Genomic DNA, 19,900 nt, shown 5'->3' with positions numbered 1-19,900 from the left:
ATGGAATATTTCGACCAACAATATAGCGAAGTGTATGACGCTCAGTCAGAAGCTGGCTTAGTTGGTCGAAATATTCCATACCAACGTAATGTGCAACAGCACCACCTGGTAATTCGAACGCGTCAAAACCAATACCAGCACTGTATTGATCAAATGTAGCACGACCTTGTGTTAAGGTTGTGGTTTTCATGTTATTGATACCAGCTTCAGAGCCTAAATCAATATCATTTGCTTGGTTATAAGCTAGACCAGCATAGCTTAAGTAGTACTCACCGATAGACTTGTTATCGGCGATGTTGTGGTGGTAGTAAAATTCCCACTCAGCATCGTTTAGTGCACTAATCGTACCACGCAAACCAGTTAAATAATCTTGGTTGTAATCGTCAACGTTACCGTCACGAGTACCGATACCAACCCAACGGAAATAGCCAGTGGTTTCTTCACCATATGGATTATGTGGGTTGTCTGCTGCCATGCTATTCCAAGCTGCTGCTGGAGGCGCATAACGACCAAATGAGTTACCAGCAGTAACCATCACACGGCCAAACCATTCAATGTCTTCTGCAATTTCATAGTTAGCATCAACATAAACAGTATTACGCTCTGTAGATGCTTTGTTATAAGAAACGTTAGCAAAAGCATACATACAATAAGTAGAGCCAGCTCCACCCCAATCATTGTCAGCTTTAACAGTTTGGAATACATCTGAACCATACTGTGCTTCTAAGTCATTACATAATAATGATGCTTGTGCAGTAGAGAAATCTGGAGCAGCTACAGTTGCACCATAAATACTCCAACCTGAAGTTTCTTCATAAGCTTGGATTTCACCGTCGCCGTTGAAATCTGTCATGCTCGCTGCAGTGTATGGACGGTCAGCGTCAGAAATACCTTTACGATCCTGGTGGTCAAACGAGAAAGTAATGTTACCTTTGTCCATTTGATAACCAGCAACAACAGAGAATTCTTTACTTGTTAATCCGCCGTCTTGGTCACGAGAACCACCGCCAACGTTGAATTCGATACCTTGATAATTCTTCTTCATGATGATGTTAACAACACCAGCAATCGCGTCAGAACCATAAGTAGAAGATGCACCGTCAGTCAGAATGTCAATACGTTCTACTGCGGCCATTGGAATAGCGTTCAAGTTAGCAGATGCACCACCTAGAGTAGGTGAACCTGGGAAACGCTTACCATCGATAAGTACTAGAGTACGGCTTGAGCCTGCACCACGTAAATCGATCGTTGCTTGAGATTGTGCAGAACTACCTGAACGCTCAGAGAATGAACCGAAAGAGTTCAAGTTACTGTTACGAAGTGCGTCAGCAACTGTAAAGTTACCTTCCATCTTCATATCTTCAGTTGTAATAGTCGTAATTGGTGAAGCGCCTTCAAGGTCAGAACGCTTAATGCGCGATCCAGTAACCTCAATACGTTCTACTTTTGCGCCATCTTCATCAGCAGCAAAAACTGCTGGTGAAGCGAATGCAGCTGCTGCTGCACCACTGATCAGTGCTAAGCGCACTGATTTAGCTAATACGTTCTTATGCATTGTCTATCTCCCTGGACTTTTTTATGTCTTTCTTATAATGCTAACAACTTTTTAGTTGTCAGTTCAATGAGAGGATGCAACAGAAAACAATCACAACCACCCAATTACAGATGCAATAAAATCACATTTGAAACAACTAATCAACAACTGATGAACCGTAAGCACAAAAGTTAATCAAATGTAACAAAAGCAACTGTTAACAATTATGAACAGGGTGTTTTTTTTACTATAAAAAACAACAGACTAGGTTTGACGGCTTTTTAAGTAAGGCTTTGCTAAATCTAAATAGAGAAAGTTAACATTATGTTTTAATTTACCATTTGTTCGAAGTAAGCTTTTTTCATCACTTGGAGCAAATATAAAAATCTTATCGACTAATAAAAAGAGATATGTTGATAATAATTTAACATTTCATCAACTGGATTACTTTTGATAAATGTAAACAATCCTAACCTCTCTTATGGAAGAGTACTTAACCATTCCAGCTAAATGCATGCTGTTATCTTGTGGCGACAAGCTAATATTTGAGATGAATAGATTAAAGTAATAGCAGTTGATTATTTACCAGTGAGTCAAAAGAATGCCCACAAAGTTGTAAGATGGGTTCTGCGATGGGTTGAATTTGTTTACTGATGTAATATTCATAATCAATATTAGTCGGTTTGGCTTCAATGGCCTGTGCTCCCGTTAGGGTCATGACATAGCGGATTTTTTGGCCTTTTCGGGTAACGTTTTTGTCTCCTAGAATATCGGCAAGCTGTTTAGCCGCTTTCACATGAGGTGATGATTTTGCGGTATAGTCTTCGACATTACGTCTTAAGCGCTTTGTAAATATCAGTTCATTGTCCCTGGCTCCATGATTAATTGCTGCCAGCTCATTGGTTAAGTAATCAATCACATCTTCGCCTTTAAAAAACAGTTCGTACAAATGGTATTGCATCCTACGGGCAATGGGACTCCAATCGCTTCTTACCTGCTCCATACCTTTAAAGGTTAATAGCAATTGTTGAGCCTCATTTAATACAGCACCAACATAGCGTTTTTTACTGCCTTCATCTGAGCCTCTTAGTGTGGGCATAATAAATTGTTCGAAATGTGTTTCAAATTCGAGTTCGAGATAACTGTCTAATTGATATTCTTGCGTGCACCATTGAAGCCAACGCTGAGTAATCGATACCGACAGGTGCTTACCCACAGCTTGAATATCGGTAATGCCATGATTATCGCCTAACCACACAAAAGTGGAATCGGTGTCACCATAAATCACCTGATAACCGCACTCTTCTATCCACTGTTTAGTCAGTTTCATAATTTGGTGACCGCGCATGGTAATTGAACTGGCTAATTTTGCATCATGAAAAACACAACCTCGAGAGCCGAGCACTCCATATAAGGAGTTCATAATAATTTTTATTGCTTGCGATAAAGGCGCATTTTTATCACTTTTGGCTAACTCTCTTTGTTCTGCAAGACTAGCAACCAGTGCCGGTAAAATAGGCGAGTTACGACTAAAATGAGCCCCTAAATACCCTGCTACTGTGTTTGTGTCACCTGTGACATCATTTATATGCATGCCTTCGACTAATCCTTTAGGATCAATCAGAAATGTTCTGATTATCGATGGGTATAGACTTTTAAAATCTAATACTAAAACATCTTTATAATAACCAGGGATAGAGGACATAACATAGCCACCAGGACTCTCTAAACCATTACTGGCAGGATGTGCTGGTGCCACAAACCCACTTCGATGTAAGTGAGGAAGATACAAGTGATAAAATGCCGCAATTGATGCGCCAACGCGGCCAAATTCCAAACCAGTTAACTTGGCACGTTCAAGTGCGAAGTCTAATAACTGGGTTTTTTCAAAAATATCCCAGACTAAGCGACAATCGGTAATATTATAAAAAGCCAGCGCATTTTTATCTTGTTCAAATAAATGGGTAATTTCCTGACCACGATTTTCAACATGGTCAATGGCTTTTCCTTCTGCCAATAATTGTCGCGATACAGACTCTAACGAAAAGCTATCAAATTGATAAAAAGCCGCTTTAAGCCAATCAATGCCATCCAACACCACTCGTCCTGGGAGCGATAAGGTTTCTGGTCGATATTTTTCGGCTACTTTCCAGCTTAACTCGGTATTTCCACGGCCAATGATTAAAGGGATGTTATGTAATACGCAACGTTTATACAGTAAGGCTAAATCGAAGGTGACCACTGCCCAACCGATAATAATATCGGGGTCATATTCACTAAACCACGCAATTAATCGCTGTATCAGCTCAACTTCATCTTTAACCCAAGTAATAAATTGATGACAATCCGCTTGCGGCTCGCCAACCATAAACACACATTGATATTCGCGGCCATACAAACCAACAGAATATAACTCTCCTGCAAAGCTGCATTCAAAATCTAACGAAATCATCTTAAGCGGTATGCTAACCACTTGGTCTGCAGGTATTTTTCTGGCACGATTAATCGATAACACTGGCATTGATGAAGCGGAATACATATCTTGATAACGACCAACACACTCAATGTCTAAAGCGATAAAGCGCTCAATAAGAAAGCGTTGTTCTGGCCTGATATCGGTTTCAAATAAGGTAATACCGATATCTTGAGCAATGCGACTGACTAATTTTAGCTGGGTATTAGACTTTAGATACAATGCACTAATCGGTTCATGGGCAAAACTCATCAGTGATATTGATTCCGCTTTAAGGACGAAACCGACTTTTTGGCTCAATAGATCAACATCTTGCTGACGACAGAAACATATCACCTCACTGTGATAAAGCTCTGCTAGCACAGGCCCCTGAGCGGTTTTAATATAATATTGCAAGACTAATTGCCCATGTCGATAAATCGCATGGCGCGTTAATACTTGTCCCTGAACATTATGATCAGTAGCCGGGTTATCTGTTGGCTTTACTTCGGGTTTGAATTCCTGCACCAGTTTACTCAATTTGATTTATTACTTCGTGGCATGCTAATTCACTGTTATTATGTACAGCATAATTCAGTCTATGTAGAAATCATACTTCCTATGCTACCGGATAAGATAAAAAGTCAAATTCGTACCATTTATAAAGAAATTGCCACATCAATGCCGCAATTTCGCTCGCGTCGCGAGCAAAACTATATGGTAGCGGAAATATCTAAAACGTTAGCAGGTGAATATGACAAAGACCGTCGGATTATTGTGGTTGAAGCGGGTACTGGTATTGGTAAATCCTTGTCCTACATTTTAGGCGCTATTCCTTTAGCCGTTGCCACGAAAAAGAAAGTCTGCATTGCCACTGCAACCGTAGCACTTCAAGAACAATTACTGCATAAAGACTTGCCATATTTTTTACAGCAATCCGGTATTGATTTTAAATTTGGTCTGGTAAAAGGCCGTCAACGCTATGTCTGTTTAGCCAAGCTTGAAGCTATGATCGGCGCACAAGACAGCTCGCAAATTGCTATGTGGCAAACTAAGCCCGATCAAAGTCAAATTAATGAATTACAAAAGCTACATCAAGATTTCCACCAAAAACGTTGGAATGGTGAAATCGATACTTTAAAGCACCCTATCCCTGATTTTTTATGGCAACAAATTTGTTGTGACAAACACAGTTGCCACCGTCAAGTATCGGCGCACCATAATTGTCCATTTCATAAAGCCCGTGAAGACGTCGACACATGGGATGTGTTAATTGTAAACCACAGTCTATTATTTGCCGATTTAGAGCTTGGTGGTGGCGTCATTTTACCTGAACCGGAAGACATGTTTTATGTCATCGACGAAGCTCACCATCTCCCCATTGTAGCAAGAGACTTTTCCAGTGCTCAAGCAACATTGCGAGGAGCATGTGATTGGTTAGAAAAGGCCTCAAAGACCTGTTCTAAGCTGCAGAATCAGCTCAAAACCACCCATATTATTGCCCCAGTGCAAGCGATGCTTGATCACACCACAGATTTAACTAATTTACTCACCCAAGTGGCTCATTATTGTGATATTCAGCCGCAGCTATTTGCCAATCCTGAATCTCGGCTTCGGTTTGAACATGGCAAATTACCGCCATCATTATTAATACAGGCAGAAAACCTGGCCACGGCATCGGGTTCTGCTGTAAAGCAGTTTAATAAAGTCGTTTCTGTGTTAAATGAAGCCATCAAGGATGGAGAAGTCCCTAAGCATCAATCTGAAGGTTTGCTGTCTGAAACAGGCTTCATCTTACAAAGACTAGATAACTTACATAAGTTATGGAAAATGATGGCTAAAGAGGATAGCAAAAAAGGCGCACCAATGGCACGTTGGGCTGAACTAATAACAGGCAAACAGCAAGATTATCTATTTTGTTCATCGCCTATAGAAGTCGGCTTTATGCTTGAGTCCATGCTGTGGCAAAAAGCCGCTGGAGTCGTATTGTGCAGTGCCACCCTGCGGGCATTAAATAGCTTTAACCATTTTGCTCACCAAATTGGATTATCAATCAACGATGGCAGTCGTTTTTTAGCTTTACTGTCTCCTTTTGATTATGAAAATAATGCCACCTTATTCATTCCTCAAATGGTTAATGAACCTACCGACGATAATTACACTGCAGAACTGGCACAACATATTGTGACATTAATTGATGGTGAAATGGCCACCCTAGTGCTGTTTGCTTCCTACTGGCAAATGGACAAAGTGGTTGAATTAGTTGAAGGGAAAATTTCTAAAGAGCAACTTTTTGTGCAAGGCGCTATTCCACGTCAACAAATATTAGAACAACATAAAAAGCGCTGTGATGACGGCTTACCGAGTATTATTTTCGGCACTGGCAGTTTTTCTGAAGGTCTTGATTTACCCGGTGATTATTTAACAAATCTCATCATTACAAAGTTGCCATTTGCAGTGCCGACATCACCGGTTGAACAAGCTCACGCGGAATACTTAAAAGTAAAAGGCGGTAATCCATTTTTACAGCTGACAATTCCTGATGCTTCACGTAAATTAGTCCAAAGTTGTGGCCGACTGCTACGCAAAGAACAAGATTATGGTCGTGTGACCATTTTAGATCGTCGTTTAGTCACTAAACGTTATGGCAAATCATTAATTGATGCCCTTCCTCCTTTTAGACGTGTCATTGAATAGGTATTGAGTTGGATTTATTATTAGACCCTAGCCACTGGGCTGTATTAGCGGTCATCGGTATTATTGCTGGTTTTATTGATGCTATTGTTGGTGGTGGTGGGCTGCTTTCTATTCCTGCATTACTGACTGTAGGTATTCCGCCTCATCTAGCATTAGGAACTAATAAGCTTGCAGCTTGTTTTGGCTCCTTTACCTCAAGTTACACCTTCTACAAAAAACAATTGTTTACCCCCGCATTATGGAAAACGTGCTTTTTTGCTACCCTTATTGGATCAATAGCGGGTTGTGGCTTAGTGTTTTTGATTGACCCACAATGGTTAGATAAAATATTGCCACTGCTCATTATTAGTATCGCGATATATACTTTATTTAGCCCCAAAGCGATGGGCCAAGAAAATATACCCGCGCCAAAATTTAGCTCATCTAAGTACAAACAAATTAGCCAAGGATTTATTTTAGGTGGCTATGATGGTTTTGCCGGCCCAGGTATTGGTGCTTTTTGGACGGTATCGTCTATTTCGCTGTATAAGCTGCCTCTTCTACAGAGTTGTGGATTAGCACGAGTCATGACAGCCGTGAGTAACATCACGGCATTAATTATTTTTGCATCGATGGGTCAAGTGCAATGGATGCTGGGCTTATGGATGGGGATATGCATGATGGCAGGTTCATTTATCGGCGCAAGAAGTGCGATTCGATTTGGAATACCTTTTATTAAACCAATATTTATTATTATGGTATTGTCGATAGCGGTCCATCTTACGTGGAGTGCCTGGGCATGAACACCCAACAATTGGTCTCAATGTTAAAACAGCAGCTTGCACAACTTGAGCAAGATGCGTTGATCCACGACCAAAATTTAGCACCGTCACAACGGCAATCATTAATCGACATTGAACGTTTTAACAGTCAACTGTTTGCTCAACAAGGCGCTCAATTAAGCCCTTGTATCATCCAGTTGCGCCAAGACATTAAACAACTTGAGAAACAACTATTTCTTAAGTTGGGTGGTAATGTTATTCAACTCAGTTGTAATCGTATTCAAGACAGATTTAGTGCCTTGCGCAGAGCATTGCTCACCACAGATATCAATCTTAAATCCGAACAACAGCGCAAAGCCAGTAATCGGGCTCGATACGCAAAAAAACAACAACAAGCTATTCAAGACAGTGGTTTTGGCTGGATAGCCAGTAATGTGATGCAAAACAGCCATCAACTCTATGCCGAACTCAATAAACATTTAAATTGGGCGAAAAAAATAGAGCAAAAAATACAACAAATGGAAGCAACGCTTGAATTCTGTCATAGTAATGACAAAATAAAATTGCAAAATGATATCCTTTCAATGCATCGTCGCTTAGGGAAATGCAAACAAGCAACCAGTTATATTGAAGAGCGTATTCAACTTTTTGAAAGACCTCGCCAAAGTTACCCACGTTAAGGAGAAACAATGAAATCTTTATTTACAACAAGTGCGCTTTTGGCATGTTTAACATCATCATCGGTATTAGCTGCTAATCTAACCATTCCAATGTCTTTTGAGTACCTTGCACTTGATGGTACAGAAGTTGAAACGAGCATGTTCAATCACCAATCGGATTTAGCCTTAACCAATGGCACCCATAAGATTGCGATTCGTTATCATGATGTGGTCGATGATTCCTTTAGCGATAGTCAAACGTTTATAAAATCGACCCCGTTAATTGTTACCTTAACGGTGGATGGCGATCATCAGTACTTATTGCAACCCGCTCAAGGTGACGTGATTAAGAATCCAAAAGCATTTGCAAAAAAACCACAAATCAACATTAAGCGTCAAGATAATATGGCTGTAACTTACAGCGTTGAACAAACTAATTTTACTGAAGACTCATTTATTACCAGCCTATTTAACAAAAAAAACCAAAATGATATTGAAACCCTATCGGCTTCGGCAACGGGTAGCGGTATTCAACCAACACAAACAGTAGCAGTACAATCAGATGTTGCATCGGCTACAACAATCAGTGCAACAGTGCCTGCAGCAGCGGCTCAAAAAACCACCCCAGCCCAAGCAGAACAAATGCTCCAGTATTGGTGGTTACAGGCAGACGATAAAACCCGTAAAGAGTTTATGGGCTGGGCCATCAAGCAACTCTAGTCTTGAAGTATATTCCCTTTGTATATCACGCCAGCTATTCACAGCTGGCGTTGCCTAGCACTCATCGTTTTCCAACCAGCAAATATCATAATTTGTACCAGCATGCACTCAAGCATCAATTGTTATTTGAGCAGTATCGCCAAACTCCTTCGCCAATTGATAAAGAAATACTGTATGGCATTCATTGTCCTCTGTACGTAGAACAATTTATTAATGGCACCTTAGATCACAAAGCCCAGAGACGTATCGGCTTCCCGTGGAGCAATGAGTTAGTCAGGCGAACTTTACACGCCGTAAATGGAACTCGTTTGTGTGCTGAGCTAGCGCTTGAGCATGGTATAGCGGTTCATTTAACTGGTGGCTATCACCATGCACATTACGATTTTGGCAGTGGTTTTTGCATCTTTAATGACTTAGTCATCGCGGCCAGATCGGCCATTGATGCTAAAAAAGCAGATAAAGTACTTATTTTTGATTGCGACGTGCATCAAGGTGATGGCACCGCCACATTGACTCAAGGTCACTCGGACATCATTAGTTGTTCAATACACTGCGCACAAAATTTTCCATCTAGAAAACAGCAATCTGACCACGACATCGATCTCGATAAAGGCTGTACTGATAGTGATTATCTTGACCACATCAGACAAATATTGCCTTACCTCATTCGTCTGCATCAGCCTGACCTGATCATTTATGATGCTGGAGTCGATATTCATCAGCATGATGACCTTGGCTACTTTGCTATTTCGACTCAAGGTATTCTCGATAGAGATAAACAAGTCATATCGATCGCAAAAATGCACAACATCCCACTTGCAGCGGTTATAGGTGGAGGCTATAGTCGTAATGAAGATGAATTAACACTCAGACATAGCCAATTGTTAATTGCAGCAAATCAATTATGGTTGTAGCAGAGTAAAAAACACTCTCGACATCGAAGTGAATGTCGATAAATCGAACCGTCTCAATGGAGCGTAATAATGCAATTAGAGATCCGAAACTATTATGAAGTTCTATTAATGGAAATGCTGAGAGATGAAGGCTTAATGGACGAGTTGCCAGAAGAATACTTAGCCGATTTATGTTGCGTCACATTGAATCAGTTACCGGTTAGGTACATTCGTCATTTAGTCGACACCTATTTTTTTGAAAATTATCAAGAACTCAAACAGATGAAAACTGAGATAAGTGAAGCACTGGAACGTTCAAGAAAATTTCTAAAAATGAATTTGCAAAAACGCTTACTAGAAGAAGCTGAACTTGCTGGCGAACAGTAAGGTATGGCGAAACTATGTTTAACTGGCAACTAATAAGTTAAGTCGGTGCTTTAGGTATGAGTTGAAATAGACTAATAGGGATTTATTATTCAATAGTCGCTAGATTAAGGTATTTATTAAGCGCATTGATTGATGCTGTTGAGTAAGTCATTGGGGGGAATATTGGAGGTTCCCCTAGAGCCACACCCCGGCACACGAGTCACTTGCTGCGGTTGCTCCCTTCCAGGCCTGGCCGAGTTCACAAGTTATCATTGCGGGGGGACCCTAGGGTCACCATTGACTTCTGAAACATGAAATATAACGTTTATGTGTCAGAACGGGGCGATTATCCCCTAACCTATTGCCTTGATCAAGCCTTTATCTTAATAAGTTCTCAATCACTTACCTAACTGCGCAATACTTAACCTTAACGCGAAATTCAACATGTAATAACTGCAGGGTTAACCGACAAAAATTTATCCATTTTTAGATCATCTATATCAAACTCCCCCATTCATTAGCTAACAAGACTCATTTACGCAGCATATTTCAGCAGCTGGCAGTCCATTTAAGCAGAAGATATCGACAAAGAGTAATTGCATAGGCCTTAACTTCATTGACGAGATAAAACAAGAACCATATGACTGCTTAATGGATCCATTAATACCTGTACTCACGTCTTAAGCTAATGCGATATCTCCTATCAACATAGGCCAATCTTCATCAAGTATTGTTACCCACAAAGGAATAGTCAGATCTTAGTCACAACTCTAGACTTAATTCAATGAGTAAGTCGCCAAGGTTAGCTAACATAAGAATTGAATAAAATCCGCATACGTTTAACCAACAGTGAATGCGAGATAACAAAAAATGCAGGGAATACATGATGAAGACAATAACAGTTAGTCCCGCTACAAAGGCGGTATTGAGTGCAGGGCTTATTGCTTTTGCGCTTACAGGGTGTGGAGGCAGCGATGGAACTAATGGCGAGGACGGACCTGACGGCATTATTGGTGTCAATATTGATGCAACATCGACCTTAAAAGCAACTTTTACTGACGCAAGCATCGTCGATGGGAAAGTCAGTGTTGCCTTTAACCTTAAAAATGCCAATGGCGTTGCGGTATTGGGACTAACAAAAGATCATGATCTCCGTTTTGGTATTGCCCAATTAACCCCAGTGACCGAAATGGTTGGTGCAGAGGGGGCTAAAGTTGAAGTTGACCGTGGTTATCAATGGCAGTCTTATATCAACTCGGCCAAACAACCTAATGCTAGCTGGATAGCTGATGGTGAAACCAACATATCTCCTTCAGCACAATATCAAGCTGAGGTTGAAGCTGCATCAAAGTGTGTTGACTGCTTAGTGGATAATCTCGATGGTTCATACACATACACTTTTCAAACTAATATTGCTCAAGTAACAGACCCAATAAGTATTACTTACCAAGCTGATGACACTCAGCGTATTACCTTAGAATTAAAGCAGCCACTAATCACTGCAAATGCCCATTATGATTTCCAACCTTCAACCGGCTTAACCGAAGGTATTGCGTCACGGGATGTAGTATCGATAACGGCTTGTTATACCTGTCATCAACCGGAAAGCTTAGCATTACACGGTGGTCGTCGAATCGATCTTGAAAACTGTGCTTCTTGTCATACCGCAACATCAGGCGATCCTGAAACCGGCAACAGTGTTGATTTTACCTATATGATCCATGCGATTCATAAAGGTCAAGATCGCGTCACCAGTACCGCAGACGGCGAAGTAGCTGCCCCTTACAAAGTCATTGGTTATGGCGGCGGATTGCACGATTACGGTAAGGTTATGTACCCACAAAAGCCTGCTGCAGATTGTAGTGCATGTCATGTTGAAGGGACTAATGCTCCCAAAGATGCCGCGCTGTTTAATGCCAATAAAAGTGATACCGCTTGTATTGCATGCCATACAGAGTTGGCGTCTCAACAACATGTTGGTGTCGGTACAAATTGTACTTCTTGCCATGTGGAAGAAGGCTATGGTCGCAGTGCAAAAGAAGCTCATGGCGATGTCATGAAAGCCTATAATGAAACCCAAACCATGAAGGTAGTCTTTAGCGATGTTACCGTGACAGCTGATAACAAGTTCAGTACTAACGTGAGCTTTACTGATGCCAGTGGTCAGATATTACCCGCTGAGTATATTGATGACGGTAGTCGTATTGTCATGGCATGGGACAGTGACAAAAACTACCCTACGTATCAAGATGCCAGTTACAGCAATCGTCGTATTAAATTAAGTGAAGGTACTGCCAACACAGATAATAGCTGGACGTTAGTTTGGGATAAGGTCACCTTACCAACAGATTATGTGGGTAAAACATTTGAACTATGGTCAGCAGTCACAGCCTGCTTTAATCATGGTGGCTACGGTAGACCGGAAGTTAAACTCACGGCTTGCAGTGCTGATGACATCCAAACAGTGGAAATTAAAAGTGAGCCTTATCATTTTGTTATGGCTGCAAGTGTAATAGACGATAGCCAAACCGCTGCCGTACGTAGAAATATTATCAATACCCAAAGCTGCCAAGGTTGTCACAACCAAGAAGTGTATCACTATGATAATGGTGTAAATTGCCAAACATGCCATACCGCAGATAAGACTCTTAAGACTGACAACACTTATCCTGGGGGCAAAAAATCAACCAGCTTTGCCTTTAAAGCTCACAGTGCTGAAGGCCATTACCTCAAGCATGCCGGTGTAGAATCTGGCACTGTGTTAAAAACCGACTGTAAAACCTGCCACACGGCTGATGGGATACAACTTGGTAGAGCCGCTGACAGAGTATGGCGTTATGGCGACATAGAAACGGGTGCAGATGTGTGGATGTCATCAGATACTGGAGCCTGTTTAAGTTGTCATCAAAAGTATCGTACCGATGCCACCGTGTCTCATATTGAGTCCAATGGCGGTATTGTTGATGGTATGAGTGAAGACGATGTTCATACTCGTGCATCTGAAATATGTTCAACCTGTCATACGGTTGAACGAGTCACTAAAACCCATGGTTTCTAAGCTTAATATATAAATACTTAAATTGTTTTACCCATCAAAGACCTTAGCATATTGCTAAGGTCTTTTTTCTAGCGAGAACAATCATTCCCCTACAACCCCTGTATTTTATGTACCCCTTAATTAATAGGCAGATCGCCATCACACAATTACGTTCGCTTTACAGACGAGTTGCCGTTTGTAAAGTAATCTTAGTGTTGGGAAAATTAATTCCAACATCAACTTAACTGAAAAAGATAATTGCAGAAGATACTGCCAGTAAGTTAGATGGATGACCTTTGCAGGGAAAAATATGATGAATACAAAATACACAAAAATGGCATTGTTACTTGCTATGTCAGCGTCAATGACACTAGTAGGGTGTGGCGGAGGCGATGATGGTGAACCTGGCAATCCTGGCAATCCTGGCGGCGAGCCTGCTGAAGCGATCAAAACACTAAACTTAGATATCACCAAAGTCACTTATCAAGACAACAAACCGACTATTGAAGTTTTTGCAACCAATGAAAAAGACCTTCCGATTGCAGGCCTTAAAGACTTGGAAGTGAAAAAAGTGGTTCAATTGATTCCAGTTGGCGCTAGCGGACCGGGTAATTCAGCGCAATGGCAATTTATTGGATCCGAAAAAACCTTTACCGACCACGGTAACGGAAATTACAGTTTTACCGTCAATGTTGAAGGTTTTAATCCAGAGCTGACACAACGTTACAACGTCATAGCAAGTGCTTCTACTTTGCAAGACGGGGTTACCAGTGTTCCGCGTACCGAAATCACCGAAGATTTTGACGGCGAAGGGTTTCAAGCTAAATACACCAAAAACATAGTAAGCGGAGCCACTTGTAATACCTGCCATGCAAAGGGTGAAAGCATTTATCATAGCTACACTGACTTAGAAACCTGTACATCTTGCCATACCAACGAAATGGCCATTGAAAAAGACAAGGTTCAAGTTGAATTTAGCCACTTGATCCATAATGTTCATAACAATGCCAAAATGTATGGCCGCAACTTAGACAAGAGTGCAGAAGCTGCATATGCGATAGTCCAAGACAATTGCACCACTTGTCATGTCGATTCCGAACAACTAAGCGAATCGAACAACTGGTCTCGAATTCCAACCATGGAAACCTGTTCAAGCTGCCATACCAATATTGACTTTAAAACAGGTCAAGGCCATCCACAACAAGTGGACAATTCAAATTGTATTGCATGCCATAATGCAAGCTGGACAGAAGAAATACACACCACTTCATATACTCAGAAAAAAGCATTTATCGACTCATATGGCATGACCGCCACATTGACTGCGAATAAATCTAGCCCTGAAGACAAATCAGCAACGCTATCAGTAACGATTTTAGATGCTAAAGGCGTAGCCATTGATGCTGCAAGCTTAGTCAGCAAAATTCAACGTGTTGAAACGCTAACTAACGTTGGTCCTAACTTCCCGATTATGGGATATAACCCTAGCCCAGGCAGTGGTTTAGCTAAAATCAGCAAAGACTTTATCAAAGCGGGTCTATTACAAGCGGATGTGGTCATTGAATCAGGTAACTTAGTATATACCATTCCATCATTACCGTTTGGTGCCGGCGACACAGATACAGCCTTTAGCTTTATCGGTCTTGAAATGTGTAACGATGGTATCCAAGCCATTGATTGTGCAGACGGCGTAGCAACCACCAGCATGAAGGCTGAACTCACCGTTGGTACTTTCTCTGGTAATGCCCCTAGCTATCGTCACACTGACTCGGTCAATTTTGATTCATGTGATAATTGTCATGGCGACACGTTTGAGCTCCACAAAGGTCACCATGCTGGCTTTGTCATGTCAGAACAATTAGGCCGTGAGCTTAATGGCGAACTTACCGTAGGTTTAGACGGTTGTGTGGCTTGTCATACTCCCGACGGCACTTATGCATCTGGCGCTAATCAAGGCGCGATTGAAATGAAACTTCACAGTGTTCATGGTGAACAAGGCATTATCAAAGACTGTACCCAGTGTCATAACGACTTTAATCTTGATGCATTCAAAGTTAAAGGTGCACTCGCGACTTCTGCTGGCCTGTATACCACGCCTATCACAGCGACATGTGCTTCTTGTCATGGTTTTGACACGATTAAACAACATGCTGAAAGTCAGGGCGCAATTGTGAATGGTAGCTATCAAGAAGCCAATGATGCTGCGCAGTTAGAAACCTGTTTATTCTGCCATGCACCTACCATTGAAAATCACACACAAGTGAAATTTTAATTTGTTCATTGAGAGAGAAGCACAGCTTCTCTCTCATGCTATGACTTACTTCATCAAATGTTGATCATCAAAATGGACAAATTAGGAAGTCTACTTATGAAGACCACAAACTCAATCAATACCTTATTTTTCGCTCTACTGTGTCTAACAGCTTCGACTGTTTTTGTATCGACTCACGTACAGGCGGCAAAGTGGGATGCCAGCATGACGCCGGCAGAAGTTGAAGCCACGTTAGATAAAAAATTCGCCGAAGGCAAATACTCGCCTAAAGGCGCCGACTCATGCCTGATGTGCCATAAAAAGTCTGAAAAAGTGATGGACTTATTTAAAGGCGTTCATGGCGCTATCGACTCTTCGAAAAGCCCAATGGCAGGCTTGCAGTGCGAAGCGTGTCACGGCCCACTAGGTTCACATAATCGTGGTGGTAAAGAACCCATGATCACCTTTGGCCCTACCTCTACACTCGCTGCAGATAAGCAAAATAGTGTGTGTATGAGCTGTCACCAAGATGATAAGCGGGTGGCATGGGACAGCAGCCATCATGCCAATGCTGATGTAGCTTGTGCATCTTGTCATAGCGTGCATGCCGCTCACGACCCAGTATTGTCAAAGCAAACTGAAATGGAAGTGTGTACCAGCTGCCATACCAAACAAAAAGCCGATATGAACAAGCGCTCAAGTCATCCTATGAAATGGAACCAAATGACCTGTAGTGATTGCCATAATCCACATGGCAGTTTGAGTGACTCAGATCTGGTTCAACCAACGGTTAATGAAACCTGTTACTCATGCCATGCTGAAAAACGGGGACCAAAGCTTTGGGAACATGCACCCGTTACCGAAAATTGCGTCAATTGCCACAACCCACACGGTTCGGTCAACGACGCTATGCTTAAAACTCGCGCGCCACAGTTATGCCAGCAATGTCATGCAAGTGACAACCATACCAGCAACGCTTATCTAGGTAACACGGATATGGGTTCAACTGTCAATGGCAATACCTTTACGGGTGGTCGCAGCTGCTTAAATTGTCATACTCAGATACATGGTTCAAACCATCCTTCTGGTAAATTACTGCAGCGCTAAGGAGATAATATTATGAATACTAAATTAAACCTCATTACCTTAGCGTTACTCACTAGCACCAGCTTTAGTCTTATGGCCGATGGGTATGGCCTAGCAAACGCTAAAACTGACAACATCAAATATGATGCTTGGAAATGTAAAGGCTGTGTTATCGCAACCGGTACCACTGGCACTGTTGGTGTGGGTATTGGTTACAACAGTGAAGATGATGTTCAATCCGCGAATGCATTTCATAGCAGCAATCAAACTGCAGGCAAAGTAGATGCTGATATTCGCTATCGCGGGAGTGAGGGCTATCAAGCAAACGTGGCAGCCAATAACTTAGGTATGGACAACGGCCGCATGGAAATTGATGTAGGTAAACTAGGGTTGTATCGAATTAACCTTGGCTATCGATCCATTGCGACCTATCAAAGTAACAATGCATTAAGCCCTTACCAAAATATCGGTAGCGATAACCTAACTTTAGCCAGTAACTGGATTACCGCAGGTGCAAGTTCAGACATGCCAATGCTGTATAGCAGTTTAAACCCATTTGAATTGTCGCTTAAACGTGAACGTGCTGGACTTGGGTTTGAATATCAAACTGAATCAATATTCACCACTTATGTTAATTTTCAGCGCGAAGAAAAAACGGGCACTAAGATCACCTCAGGCAGTTTCTTCACTCAATCGATGATGTTGCCAGAGCCTGTTGATTACACTACCGACATTTTAAACGCTGGGATTAAACTCCGCGGTGACAACTGGTTTACTAGTATTAACTACAATGGTTCAGTGTTTAGTAATAATAACCAGCAACTCGGCTTTGACAGTGCTTTTAATCCAACCTTTGGCGCACAAAATAGAGGTTACATTGCATTAGACCCCGATAACGAAGCTCATACCATTTCGTTGTTAGGTCAATATAACGATTCTATTACCAGTCTAAGTGGTCGTTTACTCTTAGGCCAAATGACGCAAGATCAGCAATTGACCCAATTAGGGTATAGCTACTCATTACCTGCAGACAGTATTGATGCCAAAGTCGATATCACTGGCATGACACTTAAAGCGGTAACTAAGCTCAGTCGTGCATGGCGCCTCACTGGTAGCTATGATTATAACGACCGTGAAAATAATACCCAAATTGAACAATGGACCCAAATTAGCATTAGCGATGTTACCGGAAAAGTAAGGGATAACACCCCATACGATCTCACCACTCATAGAGCTAAATTATCAACTGACTACCGTATCAGCCATGGTATCAAACTCGATGCTGGTTATGATTTCAGGCGCGATGAGCGCAGCAATCAAGGTCGAGAAACCACTGACGACAATAACGTTTGGGCTCGTTTACGCCTTAATAATTTTGATATGTGGGACATGTGGCTTAAAGGCAGTTTCAGCAAAAGAGATGGTTCTGAATATAAAGCATCAGAGTCATCATCAGCGGAGCAAAATCCATTATTGCGCCGCTATTACTTAGCTGATCGCGACCGCACTCAAATTGAGGCCCGCGTTAATCATAGTCCTATGGATAATTTGAATGTCGATTTTGGAGTTCGTTATGCTCTAGATGACTATACCAACACCCAGATAGGCTTGACTGAGTCCAAAGACACTAACTACGATATCAATATTAACTACATGATTAATGACGATATCAATGCGAGCACATTTTATAACCATCAAATCATAACATCCGCTCAATCTGGCAGTGCTAATTTGAATATTGCAACTTGGCAAGCCGAGATAGAAGATACTGTTGATGTGGTTGGTGCTGGCCTAAGTTATAACAACTTAATGGACAGTCGTTTACGCTTAGGCGTAGATTATACTTACTCAGACTCAGACAGCACGACCCAAGTCAGACAAGGTATTAGTGGTGATTACGGCGACTATTTTGCCAAAGTACATAACATTAATGTTTATGCACAGTATCAAGCAACCGAAAAAGTAGCCTTGCGAATAGACTACAAAATGGAAAAGTATCTTGATAATGACGACGCCAATGATATCGAACCCGATACCATTTGGAATGTGATGAGTTTCGGCAATTTACAGCATGACTACACAGCACACATGATTATGCTCAACGTCAGTTATAAACTGTAAGTAAAATAATAATGATGTGACAAAGTCAGTCATATTACAGAAAACGCCAACCTCTTTAGGTTGGCGTTTTGCTATCTGTCGGTTTGACATTAGCTATCGCGTAAATAGCTTTCTCGCCTAGCGCTTAAGCTCATCAATTAATTTTAAAGCTTCACTGTATAAAAAACTTGCAATCCATACATATTTAACATTATATTAACAAAGTGAATTGCTTGTGATTGAAAATTGGGCAAAAGGATTTTGCCCCCCATTTTATTATTAATTGTTTTATGTCTCGCCTCCCCCGTCAAAATTAGCACTGCTAATCTTTATTATCTTATCGGTTATGTTCAGGTGCTTTATAGGCGTATTATTTAGGATTAACAGTAACGGACTTTTTACTCATCAAGTCCACATTCACATCAACCAACTCCCACTATTTAAGCAACATCAGGTATCATTCAATACCGATATTGATGACTCAGAGAAATTCATGTTTCAGATTGATACCCAAATTGCCGCTAAAATTGTCAACCGGACTATGAAAATTATTGGCCATAATATCAATGTTATGAATGCGCAAGCCGTCATACTCGGTTCAGGCGAAGTCGAGCGAATTGGCACCATACATGAGGGCGCATTATTGGCTATTAGCCAAAATCGCAATGTTGAGATCAATCAAACCATCGCTTCAAATTTACAAGGGGTGAAGCCCGGGCTTAATTTGCCATTACATTATCAAGGTCAAGTTGTTGGTGTGATTGGCATCACGGGTGAACCAGACACATTGAGCCACTATGGTGAGCTGCTTAAAATGACTGCAGAAATGATTGTTGAACAAGCTAACCTACAAGAACAATTACAATGGCAAAACCGTCAAAAAGAAGAGTTTATTGCTCAATTGATACATGCAAATGAGCAAGACTTACCCTCATTAAAACAATGGGCGCTGCAATTAGGTATCGATTTTAGCGTACCTAGAGTGGCGGCGATTATTGAACTCGACAGTCATAACCCTTTATATCAGCAAGACAACCAGGCATTGAAACAAGTTCTGTATTTATTACAAAATCCGGTACGAGATAACTTAATTGCCATGACGTCGCTCACTCAGCTGGTTATTTTGAAACCCGCTTTTTTAGACGGAAAACAATTTGATCCTGAACTTGAAAATCAACGCATCAATAAATTACTCAAACGCTTGCCCGCGAACATGCAGCTTAGCTTGCACATTTCCTTAGGCCATTATTTCAGTGGTGATTTAGGCATCAGTTACTCTTACCGTACGGCCAAAGAAACCATGGACATTGGCAAGAAACTGCATCCGCAAAAAAGCAAATATTT

At 41.3% G+C, this 19,900-nt stretch carries 13 protein-coding genes and 1 other RNA gene; 11 read left to right on the top strand and 3 right to left on the bottom strand.

Going from position 1 to position 19,900, the window contains the following annotated elements; translation table 11 throughout:
* Together H5185_RS15055 and H5185_RS15050 are read right to left on the bottom strand one after the other, a co-directional pair.
* A partial coding sequence (locus H5185_RS15055; protein ID WP_182742500.1) for a TonB-dependent siderophore receptor occupies positions 1-1,555 on the bottom strand: 1,555 nt, incomplete at its 3' end.
* 538 nt (positions 1,556-2,093) lie between these two features.
* Positions 2,094-4,514, bottom strand: a complete 2,421-nt coding sequence (locus tag H5185_RS15050) for a DNA polymerase II (protein WP_182742499.1) — start codon at positions 4,512-4,514, stop codon at positions 2,094-2,096.
* Between the two features lie 93 nt (positions 4,515-4,607).
* On the opposite strand from H5185_RS15050, the gene dinG reads away from it, so the two are divergent.
* The 6 genes from dinG to H5185_RS15020 all read left to right on the top strand — a co-directional run bounded on the left by dinG (position 4,608) and on the right by H5185_RS15020 (position 10,103).
* Positions 4,608-6,683, top strand: a complete 2,076-nt coding sequence (dinG, locus tag H5185_RS15045) for an ATP-dependent DNA helicase DinG (protein WP_182742498.1) — start codon at positions 4,608-4,610, stop codon at positions 6,681-6,683.
* Between the two features lie 8 nt (positions 6,684-6,691).
* Positions 6,692-7,465, top strand: a complete 774-nt coding sequence (locus tag H5185_RS15040; protein ID WP_182722120.1) for a TSUP family transporter — start codon at positions 6,692-6,694, stop codon at positions 7,463-7,465.
* On the top strand, positions 7,462-8,124 hold the full coding sequence (locus tag H5185_RS15035) for a primosomal replication protein (RefSeq protein ID WP_124016383.1): 663 nt from the start codon (positions 7,462-7,464) through the stop codon (positions 8,122-8,124). The genes H5185_RS15040 and H5185_RS15035 overlap by 4 nt, the downstream gene beginning before the upstream one ends.
* Before the next feature lie 9 nt (positions 8,125-8,133).
* The gene (locus tag H5185_RS15030) at positions 8,134-8,823 is read left to right on the top strand and encodes a DUF2057 domain-containing protein (RefSeq protein ID WP_182742497.1); all 690 of its coding nucleotides are present in this window, start codon (positions 8,134-8,136) and stop codon (positions 8,821-8,823) included.
* 2 nt (positions 8,824-8,825) lie between these two features.
* Positions 8,826-9,737 carry a histone deacetylase gene (locus H5185_RS15025; protein WP_124016381.1) on the top strand — a complete coding sequence of 304 codons (912 nt, stop codon included), beginning with the start codon at positions 8,826-8,828 and terminating at the stop codon, positions 9,735-9,737.
* Positions 9,738-9,806: 69 nt separating this feature from the next.
* Positions 9,807-10,103, top strand: a complete 297-nt coding sequence (locus tag H5185_RS15020) for a late competence development ComFB family protein (protein WP_182742496.1) — start codon at positions 9,807-9,809, stop codon at positions 10,101-10,103.
* Positions 10,104-10,274: 171 nt separating this feature from the next.
* Here H5185_RS15020 and ffs read toward each other — a convergent pair.
* An RNA gene (gene ffs, locus H5185_RS15015) (signal recognition particle sRNA small type) lies at positions 10,275-10,371 on the bottom strand.
* 594 nt (positions 10,372-10,965) lie between these two features.
* Here ffs and H5185_RS15010 point away from each other — a divergent pair.
* The 5 genes from H5185_RS15010 to H5185_RS14990 all read left to right on the top strand — a co-directional run.
* Complete coding sequence (locus tag H5185_RS15010; protein ID WP_182742495.1) at positions 10,966-13,140, top strand: OmcA/MtrC family decaheme c-type cytochrome; 2,175 nt, start codon at positions 10,966-10,968, stop codon at positions 13,138-13,140.
* Between the two features lie 289 nt (positions 13,141-13,429).
* Positions 13,430-15,391, top strand: a complete 1,962-nt coding sequence (locus tag H5185_RS15005) for an OmcA/MtrC family decaheme c-type cytochrome (RefSeq protein ID WP_124016378.1) — start codon at positions 13,430-13,432, stop codon at positions 15,389-15,391.
* A 96-nt stretch (positions 15,392-15,487) separates the two neighbouring features.
* Positions 15,488-16,477 carry a DmsE family decaheme c-type cytochrome gene (locus H5185_RS15000; RefSeq protein ID WP_124016377.1) on the top strand — a complete coding sequence of 330 codons (990 nt, stop codon included), beginning with the start codon at positions 15,488-15,490 and terminating at the stop codon, positions 16,475-16,477.
* A gap of 12 nt (positions 16,478-16,489) precedes the next feature.
* On the top strand, positions 16,490-18,577 hold the full coding sequence (locus tag H5185_RS14995) for an MtrB/PioB family decaheme-associated outer membrane protein (protein WP_182742494.1): 2,088 nt from the start codon (positions 16,490-16,492) through the stop codon (positions 18,575-18,577).
* Between the two features lie 472 nt (positions 18,578-19,049).
* Positions 19,050-19,900: sugar diacid recognition domain-containing protein (locus H5185_RS14990; protein WP_259396228.1), on the top strand; the 851-nt coding region annotated here is incomplete at its 3' end.

It is taken from the genome of Shewanella sp. SG44-6 (genome assembly GCF_014164185.1).
In the GTDB taxonomy this organism is placed as follows: Bacteria; Pseudomonadota; Gammaproteobacteria; order Enterobacterales; family Shewanellaceae; genus Shewanella; species Shewanella vesiculosa.
Note: the sequence above shows the minus strand (reverse complement) of the source record. Positions and strands in the feature narration are given on the sequence as shown.